13 protein-coding genes are annotated in these 18,769 nt (G+C 48.3%); all 13 read right to left on the bottom strand.

Translation table 11 applies throughout. The features are described 5' to 3' along the window. Positions 1 to 311: 311 nt before the first annotated feature. Positions 312 to 1,754, bottom strand: coding sequence for a sugar transferase (locus DXD92_RS07290; protein ID WP_117509402.1), 1,443 nt, complete (start codon positions 1,752 to 1,754; stop codon positions 312 to 314). Positions 1,755 to 2,018: 264 nt separating this feature from the next. Next, on the bottom strand, positions 2,019 to 2,762 hold the full coding sequence (gene recO / locus DXD92_RS07285) for a DNA repair protein RecO (RefSeq protein WP_118595043.1): 744 nt from the start codon (positions 2,760 to 2,762) through the stop codon (positions 2,019 to 2,021). 25 nt (positions 2,763 to 2,787) lie between these two features. After that, positions 2,788 to 3,705 carry a GTPase Era gene (era, locus tag DXD92_RS07280; protein ID WP_055227900.1) on the bottom strand — a complete coding sequence of 306 codons (918 nt, stop codon included), beginning with the start codon at positions 3,703 to 3,705 and terminating at the stop codon, positions 2,788 to 2,790. Positions 3,706 to 3,724: 19 nt separating this feature from the next. Next, a complete protein-coding gene (locus tag DXD92_RS07275; RefSeq protein ID WP_118600913.1) occupies positions 3,725 to 6,640 on the bottom strand; it encodes an insulinase family protein in 2,916 nt (971 codons plus the stop codon). A gap of 108 nt (positions 6,641 to 6,748) precedes the next feature. Then, positions 6,749 to 7,714 carry an SseB family protein gene (locus DXD92_RS07270; RefSeq protein WP_158554973.1) on the bottom strand — a complete coding sequence of 322 codons (966 nt, stop codon included), beginning with the start codon at positions 7,712 to 7,714 and terminating at the stop codon, positions 6,749 to 6,751. A 226-nt stretch (positions 7,715 to 7,940) separates the two neighbouring features. Next, positions 7,941 to 9,248: a putative ABC transporter permease gene (locus tag DXD92_RS07265; protein WP_117509406.1), complete on the bottom strand. Its 1,308-nt coding sequence runs from the start codon at positions 9,246 to 9,248 to the stop codon at positions 7,941 to 7,943. Positions 9,249 to 9,278: 30 nt separating this feature from the next. Beyond that, positions 9,279 to 10,256 carry a hypothetical protein gene (locus DXD92_RS07260; protein WP_055227896.1) on the bottom strand — a complete coding sequence of 326 codons (978 nt, stop codon included), beginning with the start codon at positions 10,254 to 10,256 and terminating at the stop codon, positions 9,279 to 9,281. An 8-nt stretch (positions 10,257 to 10,264) separates the two neighbouring features. After that, the gene (locus DXD92_RS07255) at positions 10,265 to 10,705 is read right to left on the bottom strand and encodes a DUF4869 domain-containing protein (RefSeq protein ID WP_055227895.1); all 441 of its coding nucleotides are present in this window, start codon (positions 10,703 to 10,705) and stop codon (positions 10,265 to 10,267) included. A 238-nt stretch (positions 10,706 to 10,943) separates the two neighbouring features. Continuing rightward, positions 10,944 to 14,495: a pyruvate:ferredoxin (flavodoxin) oxidoreductase gene (nifJ, locus tag DXD92_RS07250; protein ID WP_117760614.1), complete on the bottom strand. Its 3,552-nt coding sequence runs from the start codon at positions 14,493 to 14,495 to the stop codon at positions 10,944 to 10,946. Positions 14,496 to 14,799: 304 nt separating this feature from the next. Beyond that, entirely contained in the window at positions 14,800 to 16,614 is a 1,815-nt protein-coding gene (locus DXD92_RS07245) for an ABC-F family ATP-binding cassette domain-containing protein (protein ID WP_118640328.1), read from the bottom strand. Beyond that, entirely contained in the window at positions 16,611 to 17,048 is a 438-nt protein-coding gene (locus tag DXD92_RS07240; RefSeq protein ID WP_055221697.1) for a GatB/YqeY domain-containing protein, read from the bottom strand. The genes DXD92_RS07245 and DXD92_RS07240 overlap by 4 nt, the downstream gene beginning before the upstream one ends. Before the next feature lie 89 nt (positions 17,049 to 17,137). Further along, the gene (locus DXD92_RS07235; protein ID WP_117804769.1) at positions 17,138 to 18,289 is read right to left on the bottom strand and encodes a DUF362 domain-containing protein; all 1,152 of its coding nucleotides are present in this window, start codon (positions 18,287 to 18,289) and stop codon (positions 17,138 to 17,140) included. A gap of 95 nt (positions 18,290 to 18,384) precedes the next feature. Beyond that, on the bottom strand, positions 18,385 to 18,741 hold the full coding sequence (gene rplT / locus DXD92_RS07230) for a 50S ribosomal protein L20 (protein WP_022461741.1): 357 nt from the start codon (positions 18,739 to 18,741) through the stop codon (positions 18,385 to 18,387). Positions 18,742 to 18,769 lie beyond the last annotated feature (28 nt).

Raw genomic sequence — 18,769 nt, 5'->3', positions numbered from 1 at the left:
AAGATAATTACTTTTGTGGTAGTATATATGTGAACTTCCTATAAAATTAACTCTCATAAAATTCCTTTTAAAGTATGCTACAACTGGCTTAAAGCAAGAACATGTCGAAACGAGAGTTAATATTTCAGGAAGTTCACATAAAAAGGTCCAAATAATTAACATTATTTGGACCACCTGTCAAAGGAAGCCTTTTTCCTTTTCGCCGTCATCAGGACTTCTTTGCGCTTCCATTCATAAATTTTTCTTAAAATTTACCTTTATTTTACCACACTACTCCCAAAACTACAATATATCTCCATTTTTCATTTTTTTTACATAGAACCTTTCTGGCCTAATACAATCAGTACAGTTTTAAACAAAATCTTAATATCCAGCATAAAGGACCATTCTGAAATGTACTTCGTATCCAGTTTTACAACCTCTTCAAAATCTGTAATCTCGCTTCGTCCGCTTACCTGCCACATACCAGTCAGTCCCGGCTTGATTGCCAGTCTTGCTCTGTGATGGAGCTCATATTTCTCCCACTCATCCACTGTCGGCGGACGGGTTCCTACAAGGCTCATGTCGCCTTTTAACACATTGAAGAACTGCGGGAATTCATCCAGCGAGGTTTTGCGGATAAAGTTTCCGATTCCTTTGCCTGGTCCTTTTTCGCTTCCGATGACACGCGGGTCATTCTCCATTTTGAACATCAGACCATCGCTGACGCGGTTCTGTTTCATCAGTTCTTTTTTCCGCTCTTCCGCATCCATGTACATGCTACGGAACTTGTAAATTTTGAATTTTCTTCCGTTCTTTCCGACACGGTACTGTGAGAAGAAGATCGGGCCCGGAGACTTGATATAAATCGCAGGGGCAACGAACAGGAAGATGATTCCGGTCAGAATACATCCGGCAAGACCGCCGCAGATGTCCATGATTCGTTTCAGCACAAGCTGTCCTGCGCTTGCCATATTGATGCAGGTGGTGACCACGGTATAGTTGCCCATGCGCTCTACAGTCTGATTTTTTCCCTGCATTTCGTTCACGTCCGCAATTTTTACGTGGATCGTAATGCCCATCTCGGCGAATGCGTCGAATACTTTCTGCGGGATTTCTCTGCCTTCCGGCAGAACGATCAGCACTTCGTCGAACCACTCACGGCAGACATACTCAGCTGCATCTGCAAGGTTCGATACCACCGGTACGCCGTGGATTTTGTGTCCGGTTCTGTCCTGGTCTACGAGAACAACGCCAGTCGGACGAACGCCGATGTAATCGAAATCCAGCATGCTCTTTACAACGGACTGTGACTGTTTTTCGGTCGTGATGATCAGAAGCGAACGGCCGCTGTGTTCCCCGCTGCTGCGTTTCTTTACCACAGCCTTCCATCCGATGCGCATCAGATAGGAAAGCATTCCGTACAGAGCACCGGTCAGCATAATGGTTGCTCTGGAGAACTGATCTCCCTCCTGAATCAGGAACAGGTAGAATACACCAAGAACGATGATGTATACCATATTTTTTACAGTCATTCCGATTTCCACGAGGTATCCGCGCTTCATGACGTTTTTGAAGGAATCGTCAAAAAACATGATCATCAGCTGGATCAGAGCGAATACGATAGCCTCATTTCGGTAAATTGGGCTTCCATATGGCTTAAAACTGTGATGTCTTAAGAAATAACCCATGACGAAAGCCAGCTGAAGACAGATAATATCAAGAACCATAAAATCCAGATGCTTCAGCCATCCTGTGGATGATTTTTTGTACATACCTTTCTCCCCTGTCGTATTTTTTTCGCCGTACTCGTAACATTCTCTTGTTTCGCATAGTTTTTCTAGCTTTTATATTACCATTTTCACTAAAACCTTCTCATTTTTTCTGGTACTATGCATTTGCAATATCTTCTGTGACGAATACAGAACCATTTTTTTCTTTATTCCAAATATTCTATCCCATTTCTACTTATTTGTAAAGGTGTGGACACACTTTTGGACATAATTATTTCACATTTTTGCAAATTATTACATTTTATATTATTTCATCACATCCAGAATCTGTAATGTTTTCATCTTCTTTTCGACATAGCGATGGAGATATGCACGCAGCAATCGTTCCAGTTCGTCCAGGATCTCTTCATTTACGGTAAAACCATACAGCTTCGCGAGCGGTGCCGCAATGATATAGCGGCATGCCAGCACGGTGCCCGGCTGCAGCGGCCATGGATCTCTGATGGTTTTTCCACAGTTTGGGCAGTAGATGGCGCTGTCGCGCAGGGAGAAAACGGTCAGATTCTCTTTCGTGCCGCACTCCATGCAGGAGAACATCTGCGGTGCTTCTCCGCTGATTGTGATCGTCCGCAGTTCGAAGATGCACCGGATCAGGCGGAGGTCCTGTTTTCCGCGGCGGATGGCGTTCATCGTCACGTACAGAAGGTTCAGCATCTGGGTTTCATCGTTTCCTTCCTGGCCGAAATATTCGGCCAGTTCCAGAAAATAAAAGCCGTAATAAACGCCGGGCTGCATCTGCGCCAGGTCGAGGAAGTATTCTTTAATGTTTGCGCCGGAGAGGGTGTAGCTGTCACGGCCCTCGTAAACCTGAAACTCGCCGAAGACGAACGGATTGGAGACGGCCATCAGCGGGCTTTTCATGCGGCGGGCGCCGCGCGCGAAGGCGGTGATTTTGCCGAGCTCCCGGGTCAGGATCACGACGCGCTTGTCATACTCTCCGACCGGGGAGGCGGATAATACCATTCCGCTTACATTGATTGGTTCTCGCATGTTTCTTCCTTATTATAATGCAATATTATAAATCGAGTTTCTTTTTATCATATCCGAAGTTCTTCACGAGGAAATCGCTGTCGCGCCAGTCTTTTTTGACTTTGACCCAGAGCTTCAGGTTGACTTTCTGCTCCAGCATCTGCTCCAGCTCATACCGCGCGTTGCTTCCGATCTTCTTGAGCATCGCGCCCTGTTTTCCGATGATGATGCCCTTGTGGGAATCGCGCTCGCAGATGATGGTCGCGTCGATATCAACGATTTTTCCGTTCGGGCGGTCTTTCATCTGGTCGATCACAACGGCGATACCATGCGGGATCTCTTCGTTTAAGGCGTACAGTGCTTTCTCGCGGATGATCTCAGCCACGATCTGGCGCATCGGCTGATCGGTGATGGTGTCCTCATCGTAGAACTGCGGGCCGTACGGCAGGTATTTGAAGATGCTCGGAATGATATCATCGGTGTTCTGATGGCGGAGTGCCGAGCACGGAATGATCTCGGCAAACTGGAACAGCTTGCGGTACGTATCGATGAATTCCAGGATTTTATCTTTCTCCACGGTATCGGTCTTGTTGATAATGAGGATGACCGGCGCATTGACTTTCTCCAGGATCTCTGCGATATGACGCTCTCCTGCTCCGATGAAGTTGCTCGGCTCTACCAGCCAGAGAATCACATCGACTTCTTTTAACGTTTTCTCGGCTACATCGACCATGTACTCGCCGAGCTTATTTTTCGCCTTGTGGATACCCGGTGTGTCGAGGAACACGATCTGTCCCTCGTCACACGTATAAACGGTCTGGATGCGGTTGCGGGTGGTCTGCGGTTTCTTGGATGTAATCGCAATCTTCTGTCCGATCAGGTGGTTCATCAGCGTGGATTTTCCCACGTTCGGACGGCCAATCAGGGCTACAAAGCCGGATTTATAATTTGCATTGTTTTCCATTGCTGTCTCTTCTCCTCATTTATAAGTTCTCTACGTTCTTAAACAGTTCTTTCTCTTTCTGAATGGCTGCTTCGCTTCCGACAACGCAGATGTTGTTCTGTTTTAAGGCTGCATCTACAAGGTCTGCCAGTGCATGAATGTCGTCCAGGGTTGCATCGAGGATCTGATCTCTCTCCTGCTGGAAGTCTGCTTCGGTGATGCCGTTGAACCATGCGCTCTCGGAGGTCTGGCCTTTTGCAGACGGGTTCATCGGAACGTCGAGTTCGCTGATCGTTCCGATGATGTATTTGGTCATCTGGCGTTCGTCTGCTTCGAAATTGCGCACGTAATCGCCGATACCGCGGTATACTTCAAGGGTTCTTCCGACATTCGGATCACGGTAGGAAGAAATGCACGCGTTTCCGCCTCTTCCGAAAGCTCCGCCGCAGCCGTAAGCGCCGCCTTTGACACGGATGTTGATCCACAGATAGTCATAGCTCAGCATGACACGCAGGATGCGCAGGGCTCCTGTGTAGTCGTAGCCTTCGCGCTCGAAGTTTCCACAGAGTGCCACGTACTGTACCTGGCCGGAGGTCTGGAAGGCTTCGTTTTTCTGTTCAAAGTCATACACAATGCTGCCCGGCTCCACTTCGTCGGTGTACAGATTCTCTTTGAATGCTGCGATTTTTTCTTCCAGCGGTGCGTAGCCTGTCTCGTCTGCGGTATAGGAGACGGTCAGATTCTCTTTGCGGAAGATGTATTTCATCAGGGTCTGCAGATTTTTAATCAGTTCTGCTTTTTTCTCATCGAAGTTCTCGTCCAGATCTTTTAAGAGCTGGTAGAAGCCGATGCCTGCGATGCGGTCCTGGAAATTGCTCATCGGGGAGTAATAGGAAGCTGCACGCATCACAGCCGTTGCATTTCCGGCGGAAGACAGGCGGTTCTGCAGGCCGGATTTCATGCTGGCGATGATCTCGTGAATACGTTTCTCATCATCCAGGCGGGAGGTGTTCAGGATTTCCTCGATCATTTTCATGACGAAATCCAGTTTGTCGTACAGGAATTTCGCGCGGATGCCAAACATTCTGCGGCAGTCGTCATCATTTTCCGGAATGCGGAATACCTGCAGTCCGCAGTTGATGCCGCCGGTCTGTGCATTGATCTCGTTGAACAGCTCGCCGTAGGTGTAGTGTTCGGTGTCCACATAGCCGAGAACGGATTTTAATACGCCCATGTACGGGATCAGATCGTTCGGCACATTTTTCGTATCAAACAGCAAGCTTAAGTAACCGATGCCGTTCGTGAATACGTTGTGATGAAGAACCGTCGTTCCATCGACTTCATGCTCGTCATTGTAAAGTTTGACAGACTCACGTTTGATATCGCTTCGTTTCAGGAGCGGAATCGTCTCGAGTGCTTCCTCGCTCTCCTCTTCTTCCTGATATGCTGCCAGCTCTTTGGTGTCAGCAATGATTTTCTCGATCTCTTCTTTTGACAGGCTCTCTTTGTATTTCTGCAGTTTTTCTGCGGTCTTTGCATCATTTTCTGCGGCAAGACCGGTCTTTGGAATGAGGGTCACGATGGAGGCATGGGTGTTGTCCAGCAGATACGTCTGGATCAAGTTTTCGAAATAGCCTTCTTTTGCCAGTTTTTTCAGCTCATCGTAGATTGCAAGCTGCTGCAGGTAGGCGAACGGTTTGTTCTCGTCGTACAGCCAGCTGTCGAAGACGTCAATGCCGTACATCAGGCCCTTCGGGAAGCTGGAGAAGTCCGCCTCACGGAAACGGAATTCGAAATAGTTGATGCCTGCCTCGATGGCTTTCTGATCCATGCCGTTTTTCACGATATCCTCGAGGGTGCCGCGGATGATGGACAGGAATTTTTCTTTCTCATTTTCATCGGCGTTCTTGGCTACGATGGAGAAGAATGGCTGCAGGATGCCGTCCTCGTAGGAGCCGTAAACATCTTTTCCGATGTGTGCGTCAAGGAGTGCCTGTTTGACCGGGGCTCCCGGTGCGTCAAGGAGTGCATACTCCAGAACAGAAAATGCCACGTTTAATTTTACATCCAGACCGCTGCCGATGACCATGTTGTAGGACAGGTACGCATTGTTTTCAAGCGGATCGCCGTCGAGTACCGGGTACTCGTGTACAATGTCGAGGGTCTCTGCAAATGGTTTCTGATACGGAATTTCGGATTTTACTTCTTTTGCATTAAAATGGGACAGGTATTTTTCATCCATCCATGCCAGTTTTTCTTCCATATCCATGTTTCCGTACAGGTAGATATAGCTGTTGGACGGATGGTAATAGGTCTGATGGAAATTCAGGAAGTTTTCGTAGGTCAGGTTCGGGATGCAGGACGGATCTCCGCCGGATTCTACGCCGTACGGAGTGTCCGGGAACAGGGTGTTGAAGGTTTCACGCTCCAGGACATCGTCTGCGGAGGAGAAGGCTCCTTTCATCTCGTTGTATACAACACCGTTGTAGGTCAGCGGGCCGTCTTCGCTTTCCAGATGATAGCTCCAGCCTTCCTGCCGGAAGATTTCGTCGTGTTTGTAAATGTTCGGGTAGAATACGGCGTCCATGTAGACATGCATCAGGTTCTGGAAGTCGGCATCGTTGGTGCTGGCTACCGGGTACATGGTTTTATCCGGGTAGGTCATAGCATTTAAGAAGGTGTTCAGGGATCCTTTGACGAGTTCTACGAAGGGATCCTTTAACGGGAATTCGCGGGAGCCGCAGAGGACGCTGTGCTCGAGGATGTGGGCTACGCCGGTGCTGTCGGCCGGCGGGGTACGGAAGGCAATGTTGAATACTTTGTTGTCATCCTCCGTCTCGAGAAGCAGCACGCGGGCTCCGCTTTTGTTGTGGCGAAGGAGGTAGCCATGTGCGTGGATATCATCAATCTGCTGTTCCTGCAGCAGGGTGTAGGCTTTGCAATGTTCTGCGTTCATGTTAAAAGTGTCCTTTCTTGTTGTTTTTCTCGGTTATTTCCGGTTTTATGCAGTCAAAAACGGACCGCAGTGCCCGTTTACTGGGATTTTCTGCGGCCCTGTCGGTTTTTATTCTTCGTGGTCTGTTTCTGCGTCGGTAGTTTCCGCCTCATCCACATGATCTTTTACTTCGTCATTTGCAGCATTGTTCTGCGCATTTCTCTGCGCCTGAGCTGCGGCAGCCTGTGCCATCATCGCCTCGAGATTCGGGCGGACGCTCTGCGCCTGGGCTCCCATGATTCGCTGGAGCTGTTCTCTGGTCAACAGAAGGTTGAAGCCGGACGGGTTGATGACGAAGCCTTTGGCCTGTTTCATCAGGTACGGCAGAAGGTGCTGGAACGGGATGGCTGCCAGCCGGAGTTTTGCCTGCGGATCCGGACGGAATTTCTGGAATTCACCGATATCGGAGAACAATGGCTGGAAGATTTCTTCGTTCTGGTTTTTGATGTACGGGATGCGCACATCCGGTCCCGGGTTGGCCGGATCGAATTCGCCCTGTACCTGGGAGATGTCGATGGCAAGGATGAATTTGCTTCGCATCAGGTTGACAAGCATTTCTTCTTCGAGTTCACGCAGGTGCTGCATGCGCTCGGCATCGTCTCTTCTCTGGTTTGGTTTGCGGAGCTCCTGCAGGAAATAGACTACAGTGAGCTGTACGCCAGGGTTGAGGACTGGAAGATGCTGTTTGTTCATTTTTTCCATGTCCGGTTTCGGGAAGATCTGCTCCAGCTCGATGCGGCGGGTCTGATCGCCTTCGTGGAAGATGACCATGTTGACACCTTCTGCGTAGAGGCCCATATAGAAGTTCGGCATCTGCTTGCGCAGTACTTTTACGGTAAGCAGCGGGGTATTCTTCTCTACATAGGATTTTGCAAATTCTTTAGCTGCTTCTTCTTCGGTAAACATATATACCTGATCGTCAAAGGTTTCCGGATCGCACTCTACGTATGGGAGTTTCGTGATCTGGGAAAATGTGACATAGATGATTTCCATGCTTTGAAATTTCTTCATTGTGAAGCTGTTGTCTACTGTCATTTGTGGTTGAGTCCTTTCTTCGCTCTTAGAGGATATGGTATCCCCAAAATATCTATGTGACATTATATCATACTTTTGGTGGGTTGCCAAAGGTTTTCTTTTGGGGTGACGGACCGCGCAGACCAAAGCTGTCGAAACGGGGCCTGACTTTGCATGACGGCGGGAGAGGGCTTTTTGTAGTCTGTAATTGGGGCGTGCAGACTACGGAAATGTTTTTTAACACATTCTAGTTAATCGCTTTGGCATTGGGGTAGATTTTTTCCATTCGGGCGTCCGGGAAATGGGCATCTATGGTCTGCTCGATGGCATTAGCTGCGGGCTTTTGGTGGGCGCGTTCGTCGTATCGGGCGAGAGCAAGGGTAGATACGAGCATGTTGGCCACCATGAACACGATCAGGATCCAAGTGATGATTTCTCCGAATTTCATCGGGATTTTTTCAATCCAGCGCGAAATGACAGGATAGAATTTTTTGAGCCAGACGACGGCGGCTATTCCCCAGAAGAAACAGTACAGGAGGTTGATACGGCCTCCGAGGTTGAAGGGAATGTCGCTGTAGTCCCAGAAGACTTTTCCGAATACGATTTCGGTGAACACACTGCAGATGTATTCGTAGGCTCCGCCGAGGAAGGTACCAAAGGCAAACAGGAATCCATCGGAGCGGTCGCGGTAGTTGTAGAGGAACCAGGTAGCGAGGGCGATGGCCAGGCCCCAGACGATGCTGAACGGGCCCCAGACAAGGCTGCTGCGGCTCATCCAGACACCGGCGGTGATGCGGCAGAATATGGTTTCTGTAATATCGCCCAAAAATGCGCCGATGATGAAGAGAAGAACGATTTTGTAAAAGCTGCATCCTTCGGCAAATACGCCGGTTTCTGTTTTCTCTTTTTTCTCCGGAACTGGCTGTACGGCCGGATAGGCACGTTCCACACGACGCTCCAGATAGCGGTAAACACGGACAGAAAGGCGTCTGGTGAAGGCGTCGATCTGATCGTTCATAGCGCTGATCCGCGGCATTTTTTTCGTGATGTGGTGCAGAACAGCATAGGAACCGACGGCATCTACTATCAATATACCAAAGAGAATCCAGGATGTGATATGCAGGAAACCGGCCGGAATTGAATGAAGAACTGTAAAGCAGAGGCGATTGCCGATTTTCATGGCAAGCAGTCCTAAAATTCCCCATAGTACAGAATACTGAAGGCAGATATAGCCGTCCATGTTCCATTTTTTATTGGAATAGTCCCACCATTTGCCATGGCCAATGCGTTCCAGTGCGTGACCGGCCAGCCACTCGACTGCGGTAGCGATAATCATACAGCCAAGGAACAAAAAGACGGGGCTTGACTGCAGTTCATACAGATAACGTGTCATAAAGACAGCTGTGATTCCATAGATGGCGCAGAGCGGACCATTTAAGAATCCTCTGTTTACCATATGTTTTTTCCGGATCGCGGCCACAGAAGTTTCCAGAAGCCATCCAAGGAAGGCGTAAAAGAAAAACAGGCCGAGATAGTCATAAATTGTATAGTTCATGTTCTTCTCTCTATTCTTTCATTATTTTTGCTATTTTAAGGATTTTATTTTCCACTGAATCCCTTGTATACTCTCCAGTATTTTGTTTTTATTTTTATCCTGCAAATAAGATGGATTTAATTTTGCTTTTTTATACTGCAAATATGTTCCTTCTGTTTTCTGAATCAGCAATTTTGTAAAATATTGTTCCCAGCTAAAAAACTCTGTGCTGTCGATATAATCTTCTGGATTTTCCAGAATTTTACGAACCTCTTTGTCCTGTAAAAGATCTGAATTTAAAATCAGCCATTCAAAAGACTCCGGTAAATATAAATGTACGTTCTGTTTTTCCTCTATTTTATTGCTGAGAAGATTCATTTCTGCTCCAATTGCAGCACCGTCCGCAATAATACAGGTTTCTTCTGTTCCTGCCTTGCCGATCATTTCCGGTATTTTTGTTTTTCCACCAGCGCTTTCACATGTAATATTCCTTTCTGCACATACATTTTCAAAAAATTGATACCCAGAATTGGAATCTTCCGTAATTATTTTTTGTACTCTAACAGGAAGCCGTGCTGTTTTGGGATAGATCTGATACATTTTCTGATATATTTTTCTGGTATCTCTGTATTTTCCGGAAACATGCAATCCATAAATCTCTTCTACACTATACGGCAAATTATATAAGTTTTCTCTCGTAATCAATACAAAATAGTTTTCTGAACCCCGTATGGCAGAAGCAAATTCTTCTGTTTTTATAAAATAATTCTCCTCGTCTATGAAAAAGATGCTTTCCCGGCTGTTTTCCAAAATAATTTTCCAATTAACACCTTCCAGCACTCTGCACGGTACTTCACAGGAAACGTTGATTCCGCTGGACTCCCCTAAATTTTCTGCCTGCCGGATCATATTTACCAGTGTTGTTTTTCCTGATGCACTATCCCCCTGGATGATTGTAATATTACGCTTTATCACAAATTCATAATGAACTCTGTTATTTTGAATAATAACTCTTTTCTTTCCCTTCATACATCCACCTATACATAAGCCTCGGCAACATCTACAAATTCGGACATATTCCGCACAATAGTCCCTGTATTTAAAATCAGGATTTCAAAAGGATCTTTGCCAAACCGCATCACATGACGCAGATTAATCGTCAGATCCTTTTGCTCTCCTAATTTTAAAATCCATTTTGCACAATTATCTCCACATACGGAGGCATTAAAGATCTTTCCGTCTGTATCGTATGCCATCAGCAGCAACGTTTTGATTCCTCCGGATAAATCTTTCGGTGGAATCGGACCAAGCACCGGGCTGTCAATCAGATGCGCACTGATTACCTCCGAGCGATCCACATCGCGGATCATTTCTTTTGCCAGTGGCGTGGTCAGCCATTCATCTTCATAACAATTATCAAAATAGGTTGGTGGATGATAGATTGCACCTTTCATTTCTCCAAGATATATTTTCAACATAATAAAATTCCTCTCGCTAACGCTCATTATATCGTGATACGCACATTATACCATATCTCAAAGCCTTCTTGCGCAAAAATGTATCGTTTGTCAACATTTTCCGGGATAAAAATGTTGACAAACGATACAAAACTATTGCCAAATGTCGCTAATTCATTTTTTCTCCCAAAAAGAAAGAAGCCATACTCTCTCAAGTATGACTTCTCTCCTTTTTCAAATTCTTTTTAAGGAAAAAGAATTACTCTTCTTCTGCGCCGTACAGTTTTACGAGTTTGTTCAGGTAAGTGTAACGGTCTTTTGCTTCCTGCTCGTTCTTGCCGAACAGTCTTTCTGCTTTCGCCGGGTTTGCACGTTTCAGAGAGTTGTAACGTACCTCGCCGTTCAGGAATTCCTGATAATCTCCTGACGGAGCCTTGGAATCCAGTGTGAATGCGCTCTTGCCTTCTGCAGCGAGTGCCGGGTTGAAGCGGAAGCAATGCCAGTATCCGGTCTGAACAGCGAGCTGCTCCTCGGTCTGTGCTTTGCTCATACCTTTCTTGATACCATGGTTGATACATGGAGCGTAAGCGATAATGAGGGACGGTCCCGGATATGCCTCTGCCTCTGCGATTGCTTTGACTGCCTGATTGTAATCAGCGCCCATAGCGATCTGTGCTACGTATACATAGCCATAGCTCATTGCGATGCTTGCCATATCTTTCTTCTTGGTTTCTTTACCGCCTGCTGCGAACTGTGCAACTGCACCGGTCGGAGTAGCTTTGGAGGACTGTCCGCCTGTGTTGGAGTAAACCTCGGTATCGAATACCATTACGTTGATATCTTTTCCGCTGGCAAGTACGTGGTCTACGCCGCCGAATCCGATATCGTAAGCCCATCCGTCACCACCGAAGATCCACTGGGATTTCTTAGCGAGGAAGTCTTTGTTCTTAACGATGTCTCTGCAAACGTCGCAGTCAGCGTCTTTGATTGCTTCTACAAGTTTCTCGGTTGCAGTTCCGTTGGTAGCGCCGCAGTCAAAGGTATCCAGATACTCTTTGCATGCTGCTTTTACTTCTTCCGGAGCTTTCTCGGAGTTCATAACATCCTCAACTTTGGCTTTCAGGCCGCCGCGGATTGCTTTCTGAGCGAGAAGCATACCATAACCGAACTCTGCGTTGTCCTCGAACAGGGAGTTGGACCATGCCGGGCCCTGTCCTTTCTCGTTTACAGTGTAAGGAGTGGACGGTGAGGAGTTACCCCAGATAGAGGAGCATCCTGTTGCGTTTGCGATGTACATTCTGTCACCGAACAGCTGGGTGATCAGTTTTGCGTAAGGAGTCTCGCCGCAGCCTGCGCATGCGCCGGAGAACTCAAGCAGCGGTTTCTTGAACTGGCTGCCCTTTACGGTATTCTCTTTGAATTTTGCTACAACGTCTGTCTTCTCTGGAAGAGCTGCTGCATAATCGAAGTATTTCTGCTCTGCTTCGTGTGCTGCAAGGCTTTCCATAGCCAGTGCTTTCACACCCTTCTTGCCCGGGCATACGTTTGCACAGGAACCACATCCGGTACAGTCAAGCTGGGAAATAGCCATTGTGAAGGTGTAGTCCGGCATACCGGTCATCGGCATGGTCTGGATGCCTTCCGGAGCTGCTGCTGCTTCTTCTGCGGTCATGGCAACCGGACGGATAACAGCGTGCGGGCAGACGAAGGAACATCTGTTACACTGGATACAGTTTTCCGGATTCCATACAGGTACGTTTACGGCGATACCACGTTTCTCGTATGCGGATGTGCCGGACGGAGTTGTTCCGTCTACGTAGTCTGCAAATGCGGATACAGGCAGGTTGTTTCCTTCCTGGGAAGTTACTTTTGCCTGGATGGTATTTACGAATTTAACAGCGTCAGCGCGGCCGCTCTCTGCATGAGTTGTGGTCAGACCTTCGTCTGCTGCATTTTTCCAGCTTTCCGGAACTGCAACTTCTTTGATCTGTTTTGCACCCTCATCGATTGCTGCCCAGTTCTTTGCTACGACATCATCACCTTTACGGCCATAGGTAGCTTTTGCTGCTGCTTTCATGAGTTCGATGGCTTTTTCTTCCGGAATGATCTTCGCAAGCTTGAAGAATGCAGACTGAAGAATGGTGTTGATACGGGTCGGTCCCATGCCGGTCTCGATACCGATCTTAACGCCGTCGATCACATAGAATTTGATGTTATGGTTTGCGATGAATGCTTTTACCTGACCTGGCAGATGCTCTTCCAGTCCTGCTTCATCCCATGGACAGTTCAGAAGGAAGGTTCCTCCGTCTACCAGCTCCTCTACCATGTGATATTTGTTCACATAGGAAGGATTATGACATGCAACAAAGTTTGCTTTGTGGATCAGGTAGGTGGATTTGATCGGTTTCTTTCCGAAACGCAGGTGAGACATCGTTACACCGCCGGACTTCTTGGAGTCATAATCGAAGTAAGCCTGAGCGTACATGTCTGTGTTGTCACCGATGATCTTGATGGAGTTCTTGTTTGCACCTACGGTACCGTCTGCGCCAAGTCCCCAGAATTTGCAGTTGATGGTTCCTTCCGGAGTTGTTACCAGAGGAGCGCCAACCGGCAGAGACAGATTGGTAACATCGTCTACGATACCAATGGTAAATCTCTGTTTCTCTGTATTTTCATATACAGCAACGATCTGAGCCGGTGTGGTGTCCTTGGAACCAAGTCCGTAACGACCTGTGAATACCGGTGTGCTCTCGAATCTGCTGCCTTTTAATGCTGCTACTACGTCCAGGTACAGAGGCTCGCCAAGAGATCCCGGCTCTTTTGTTCTGTCCAGAACGGAAATCTGTTTTACAGTCTCCGGAATTGCATTGATGAGTGCTTCTGCGGAGAACGGACGGTACAGACGTACCTTTACAACGCCGACTTTCTTGCCTGCTGCTACGAGGTAATCGATGGTCTCCTCGATGGTATCGCAGACAGAACCCATAGCGATGATTACGTGCTCAGCGTCTGCTGCTCCATAATAGTTGAACAGTTTGTAATCGGTTCCGATTTTCTCGTTTACTTTGTCCATGTACTCCTGTACGATTGCCGGAAGAGCATCGTAGTACGGGTTACATGCTTCTCTTGCCTGGAAGAAGATATCCGGGTTCTGTGCGGATCCTCTCTGGCACGGATGGTTCGGGTTCAGGGCATGTTTACGGAATGCATCTACTGCATCCATATCTACCATGTCTTTCAGATCTTCGTAATCCCATGTCTCGATTTTCTGAATCTCGTGGGAGGTACGGAATCCGTCGAAGAAGTTGATAAATGGAACTTTGCCTTTCAGTGCTGCACAGTGTGCAACCGGTGTCAGGTCCATAACCTCCTGTACGCTGGATTCGCAGAGCATTGCGACTCCGGTCTGACGACAGGCGTAAACGTCTGAATGATCTCCGAAGATGGAAAGTGCGTGGCTTGCAAGGGCACGAGCGGATACGTTGAATACGCCCGGGAGCTGCTCGCCGGCAATTTTATAAAGGTTCGGGATCATCAGAAGAAGTCCCTGGGATGCGGTGTAGGTTGTGGTAAGAGCTCCGGCTGCCAGTGATCCGTGTACTGCACCTGCTGCTCCTGCCTCAGACTGCATCTCAGTTACCTGAACTTCCTGTCCGAAAATGTTCTTTCTTCCCTGGGTTGCCCACTCATCGGTATGCTCCGCCATAACGGATGAAGGGGTAATTGGGTAAATAGCTGCTACGTCGGTATACGCATAAGACGCATGTGCTGCAGCCTGGTTACCATCCATGGTTTTCATCTTTCTAGCCATTTGATTTTATCCTCCTTAAAAAATGATGACCAAAAATTACTTTGGCTTTTCTCAGGTTGGTGTTCTGCCGGGTTTCGGTTGCCTCCGCGCTTCGAAAAACCCGGATAAGGGCATGGCAATGCCACTATGTCCAGTATTTGAATTATAACACCGATTGGGCATTCTGTCCAGATTTTCTGTGGGTGTTCAGGGAAAAATACAAGTTTTTTACAACTTCTGGTAATTCCGCGTCGAATTTCTCGATAAAAAAAGAAGGAACGGCCCGCATATTTTTTCTCTTCTGCGGACAGTTCCTTTACTTCTTTTATTTCTGATTCTGCGCCTCAATCTGTTCTGCGAGGTCGGTGAGATAAACCCATCTCTCGGTTTTTTCTTCCAGAGCAGCTTCGGTCCTCTCTTTTTCCGCCATCAGTTCGGCGAGCTTTGCAGAGTTGGTGGCGTTTTTGAGCATCTGATCGTCAAGCGATGCAATCTTTTCCTCGAGTGCGGCGATATCGTCATCGATGGTCTCGTACTCGCGCTGTTCTTTGAACGTAAATTTCAGGCGGGTCGGACGGTTCTGCTTCCAGTCATTGTTCTTTAACTTTGCAGGTTCGTCCGCGGACGTTTTGGACGGCGCTGCTTTTGCCGTTTCTTCCGCACTTCCGCCGAAACGGCGTTCTTTTGCTTCGAGGTAATCGGTGTAGCCGCCCTCGTACTGCAGAAGATTTCCGTTTCCGTCGAATTCGAAGATGCGGTCCACGACGTTATCCAGGAAATAGCGGTCGTGGGAAACGGTGATGACGATGCCGACGAACGTGTTCAGGAAATCCTCAAGCACAGTCAGGGTCGGGATATCAACGTTGTTGGACGGCTCGTCGAGGATCAGAACATTGGCGCCGCTCACCAGAACAGATAAGAGATACAGTCTCCGTTTTTCGCCTCCGGAGAGTTTGGAAATCGGGGTGTACTGCATATCCGGTGTGAACAGGAAGCGTTCGAGCATCTGCGATGCGCTGATGCGGCCGTCACGGGTCTGGACATACTCAGCGATATCTTTCACGTAGTCGATCACGCGCTGATTCGTATCCATGTCCGGCTCTTCCTGTGCCAGATAGCCGATGCGGATCGTGTCGCCGATTTCGATGGTTCCCGCATCCGGCAGGACTTCTCCGGTGATCATCCGCAGCATTGTGGATTTTCCGCAGCCGTTCGGGCCAATGATGCCGACACTCTGGTTCCGCAGGAAGATGTATTCGAAATCTTTCATCAGCGTTTTATCGCCGAAGGCTTTGCTGACGTTATGGAATTCAATCGTTTTCTTTCCCATGCGGGTCTCGACAGCATCCATCTCCACGACAGCGTCTGCTGTCGGTGCCGTGCCATTTTTGAGTACTTCGAGACGTTCGAGTCTGGCGCGCTGTTTTGTGCTTCTTGCGCGGCAGCCGCGTTTCGCCCATTCGAGTTCCATGCGCAGGATGCTCTGGCGTTTCCGTTCAGAGGCGAGTTCCATCTCCTCGCGCTCAGCTTTCAGTTCCAGAAAACGGGAATAGTTGGAATCGTAGCTGTACATTTTTCCGTGGCTGATTTCGAGGATGCGGTTCGACACTTTATCCAGGAAATAACGGTCATGGGTGACCATAAAGACGGTTCCGCGGTAATTTTTCAGGTAATCCTCGAGCCAGGAGAGCATCGCATTGTCGAGATGGTTTGTCGGCTCGTCGAGGATCAGGACGTCAAAATCGGACGCAAGCACTTTTGCCAGGGCAACCTTGCGGCGCTGGCCGCCCGAGAGGGTGTCGAGTTTTGCGTCGTATTCGGTGATACCGAGCTGTACAAGGTTGCTCTGCACCTGCCAGTCCTCCTCATCACCGGAAAGGGCGTAGGACAGCACGGTGGCATCCTTTGGAAATTCCGGTGTCTGCGGAAGATAGGCCATTTTGAGGTTGTTCTGGCGGATAATCTGGCCGGAATCCGGGGTCTCCTCTCCTGCTGCCATGCGCAGCAGCGTGGATTTTCCGGTTCCGTTGATTCCGACGATGCCGACCTTGTCGCCCTCCTGCAGGCCGAAGGAAGCATCGTCAAAAATCAGTTTATCGCCGAACAGTTTGCTGATGTGTTCGATGTTGATGATATTCATTTGCACAGTTCTGCAACGGTCTGGTTGATGACTTTTCCGTCTGCTTTACCTTTCATATCTGCCATAACAGCCTTCATGATGGCACCTTTGTTCTTGGTTGCCAGAACGTCTGCGAATTTCTCCTGGATGTAGGCTTTGACTTCGTCTGCACTCATCTGTTTCGGTGCATACTCGCTGATGACGTCATAGCGGAACTGATACTCTGCTTTTAAGTCCTCACGGGATGCCGGGCAGGTATCGATCTGCTCTTTTACGGTCTTCAGCTCTTTTAAGATGACGCGGTCTACCAGCTCCGGTTTGATGTCATCGCGGCAGCCCTCGTCGATGGCTACTTTCTTTGCTGCGGAGATCAGGGAAGAGATGGCCTCTTTTCTCGCTTTGTCTTTGGCTTTCATTGCTGCTATCATATCACTTCTTAAAGTTTCTAATTCCATGGTGTTGTTCCTCCTGTACTAAATTTTGTCCGGTTTCAAGTATAACACTTCTCTTTTTGCTTTTCCAGTCACTTTGTAGAATAGCTCCCTTATTTTCCCCACGGCAGACGGTGTTTCTTTACCTGGATTGCCTGATGCGGGCACATTTCCTGACAGCAGAAACAGCGGATGCACTTTTTATAATCGTAGACCGGCGGATTTCTGCGGCCGTTATCAAAGCGGACGGCTTTCCCTTCCACCGGGCAGCTCTCGACGCAGACGCCGCATTTTTTACATTTTTCTTCTATGATATAGGGGCGGCTCTGGAAGACCCCGAGGATCTCGAGCAGATCGAGGGCTCCTTTTTTGCGGGCTTTGCGGCGGTCGACATTGAAGTTTGGATTTCCGTACTTTCTTTTCAGTTCTTCCTCGGATATGGTGCCATCCGCTGTCACAATTTCGATGCGGTCGTCGTGCCACGTTCCAAGGCCGAGCGTTTCCCCGTAGAGATTTGTCGGCACATACGACGGATCGAGGTTCACCAGATGGCAGAACACGGTATCCAGCGCGATCGGATCGGTGGACATAAGAAGAACTCCCATCGAAACCGGATCGCCGGAAGTCGGACCATTGCCTTCCATTGCTACGATTCCGTCGCAGATATAGAGGCGCGGGGCGACTTTCTGGTTCAGCTCGATCAGCATGTGTGCGAAGCTCTCATCGTTCGGATACTGCGTGTGGCCGAGTTTTTTGTAGACGCCGCTGATGCAGCCGTACTGGTTCTTGACAGCTCCGGTGATGCGTTCCAGCGCGTGGGTTTTCATTTTACTGACGCTGATGAGGGCGTCGCAGTCGAGTGCATCTTTCGCAATCATCAGAAATTTGCCATCGGCGGTTTCTACGCGCTCGCTCGTAAGGAAATCCTTCAGCGGAACGTTGTGTTTTTCCAGCACCTCTTTCAGCCCGGCTTCCTTTGCAATGCCCTCCGGGGTGCCAAGGCCGCAGGAATCGCCGCAGGAAATATTCTCATAGCCATTTTCCTGCAAAATCGTGATCAGGGCATCCATAACTTCCGGGTCGGTCACGACGGCGCGTTCTCGTTTTGCGGAGCGGACGAGGTTTGGTTTTAATAAGATATTCTCTTCTTTTCCGATCAGAGATTCCAGGCCGCCAATTGCTTCCAATCCCTTTTGCAGGCTTTCCTTTACGTGCGCCGGCTCATAGTCGGGACAGGCAACCACTGCCACTTTGCTTTTTTTCATATTCACCTCATGTTTTTCTATATTTCAAAAGAAGCTGCGATCCCCTTACCGGTTCTCACAGCTTCTTCGTATATTCACACAGAATATGTTTTTACTTATGCTACTTTGCTTTTTGCAAGCTCAGCCAGTGTTGCAAATCCTTCTGCATCGTTAACTGCCATGTCAGCCAGAACTTTACGGTTCAGCTCAACGCCTGCCAGTTTCAGACCATACATAAATTTGCTGTAGGACAGACCGTTCATTCTTGCTGCTGCGTTGATACGAGCGATCCACAGCTGACGGAACTGACGTTTTTTCTGTTTTCTTCCTGCGTAGGAGCTGGTCAGTGCGCGCATTACGGACTGTTTTGCTACTCTATACTGTTTGCTTCTGGCTCCTCTGTAACCTTTAGCCAGTTTTAATACTCTGTTATGTTTTTTCTTAGCGTTCATGCCGCCTTTAATTCTTGCCATTTCTTATTTTCCTCCTTGATCTGTTGGG

The sequence above is a fragment of the Blautia sp. TM10-2 genome (genome assembly GCF_003480845.1).
Taxonomy (GTDB): domain Bacteria; phylum Bacillota; class Clostridia; order Lachnospirales; family Lachnospiraceae; genus Fusicatenibacter; species Fusicatenibacter saccharivorans.
The sequence above is the reverse complement of the archived record's forward strand: the minus strand, read 5'-3'. Positions and strand labels throughout refer to the sequence as shown.

What these genes read in the sequence shown, in the direction of transcription:
- DXD92_RS07290 (WP_117509402.1), bottom strand. Translation starts at nt 1,754, where the DNA reads ATGTACAAAAAATCATCCACAGGATGGCTGAAGCATCTGGATTTTATG.
- recO (WP_118595043.1), bottom strand. Translation starts at nt 2,762, where the DNA reads ATGCGAGAACCAATCAATGTAAGCGGAATGGTATTATCCGCCTCCCCG.
- era (WP_055227900.1), bottom strand. Translation starts at nt 3,705, where the DNA reads ATGGAAAACAATGCAAATTATAAATCCGGCTTTGTAGCCCTGATTGGC.
- DXD92_RS07275 (WP_118600913.1), bottom strand. Translation starts at nt 6,640, where the DNA reads ATGAACGCAGAACATTGCAAAGCCTACACCCTGCTGCAGGAACAGCAG.
- DXD92_RS07270 (WP_158554973.1), bottom strand. Translation starts at nt 7,714, where the DNA reads ATGACAGTAGACAACAGCTTCACAATGAAGAAATTTCAAAGCATGGAA.
- DXD92_RS07265 (WP_117509406.1), bottom strand. Translation starts at nt 9,248, where the DNA reads ATGAACTATACAATTTATGACTATCTCGGCCTGTTTTTCTTTTACGCC.
- DXD92_RS07260 (WP_055227896.1), bottom strand. Translation starts at nt 10,256, where the DNA reads ATGAAGGGAAAGAAAAGAGTTATTATTCAAAATAACAGAGTTCATTAT.
- DXD92_RS07255 (WP_055227895.1), bottom strand. Translation starts at nt 10,705, where the DNA reads ATGTTGAAAATATATCTTGGAGAAATGAAAGGTGCAATCTATCATCCA.
- nifJ (WP_117760614.1), bottom strand. Translation starts at nt 14,495, where the DNA reads ATGGCTAGAAAGATGAAAACCATGGATGGTAACCAGGCTGCAGCACAT.
- DXD92_RS07245 (WP_118640328.1), bottom strand. Translation starts at nt 16,614, where the DNA reads ATGAATATCATCAACATCGAACACATCAGCAAACTGTTCGGCGATAAA.
- DXD92_RS07240 (WP_055221697.1), bottom strand. Translation starts at nt 17,048, where the DNA reads ATGGAATTAGAAACTTTAAGAAGTGATATGATAGCAGCAATGAAAGCC.
- DXD92_RS07235 (WP_117804769.1), bottom strand. Translation starts at nt 18,289, where the DNA reads ATGAAAAAAAGCAAAGTGGCAGTGGTTGCCTGTCCCGACTATGAGCCG.
- rplT (WP_022461741.1), bottom strand. Translation starts at nt 18,741, where the DNA reads ATGGCAAGAATTAAAGGCGGCATGAACGCTAAGAAAAAACATAACAGA.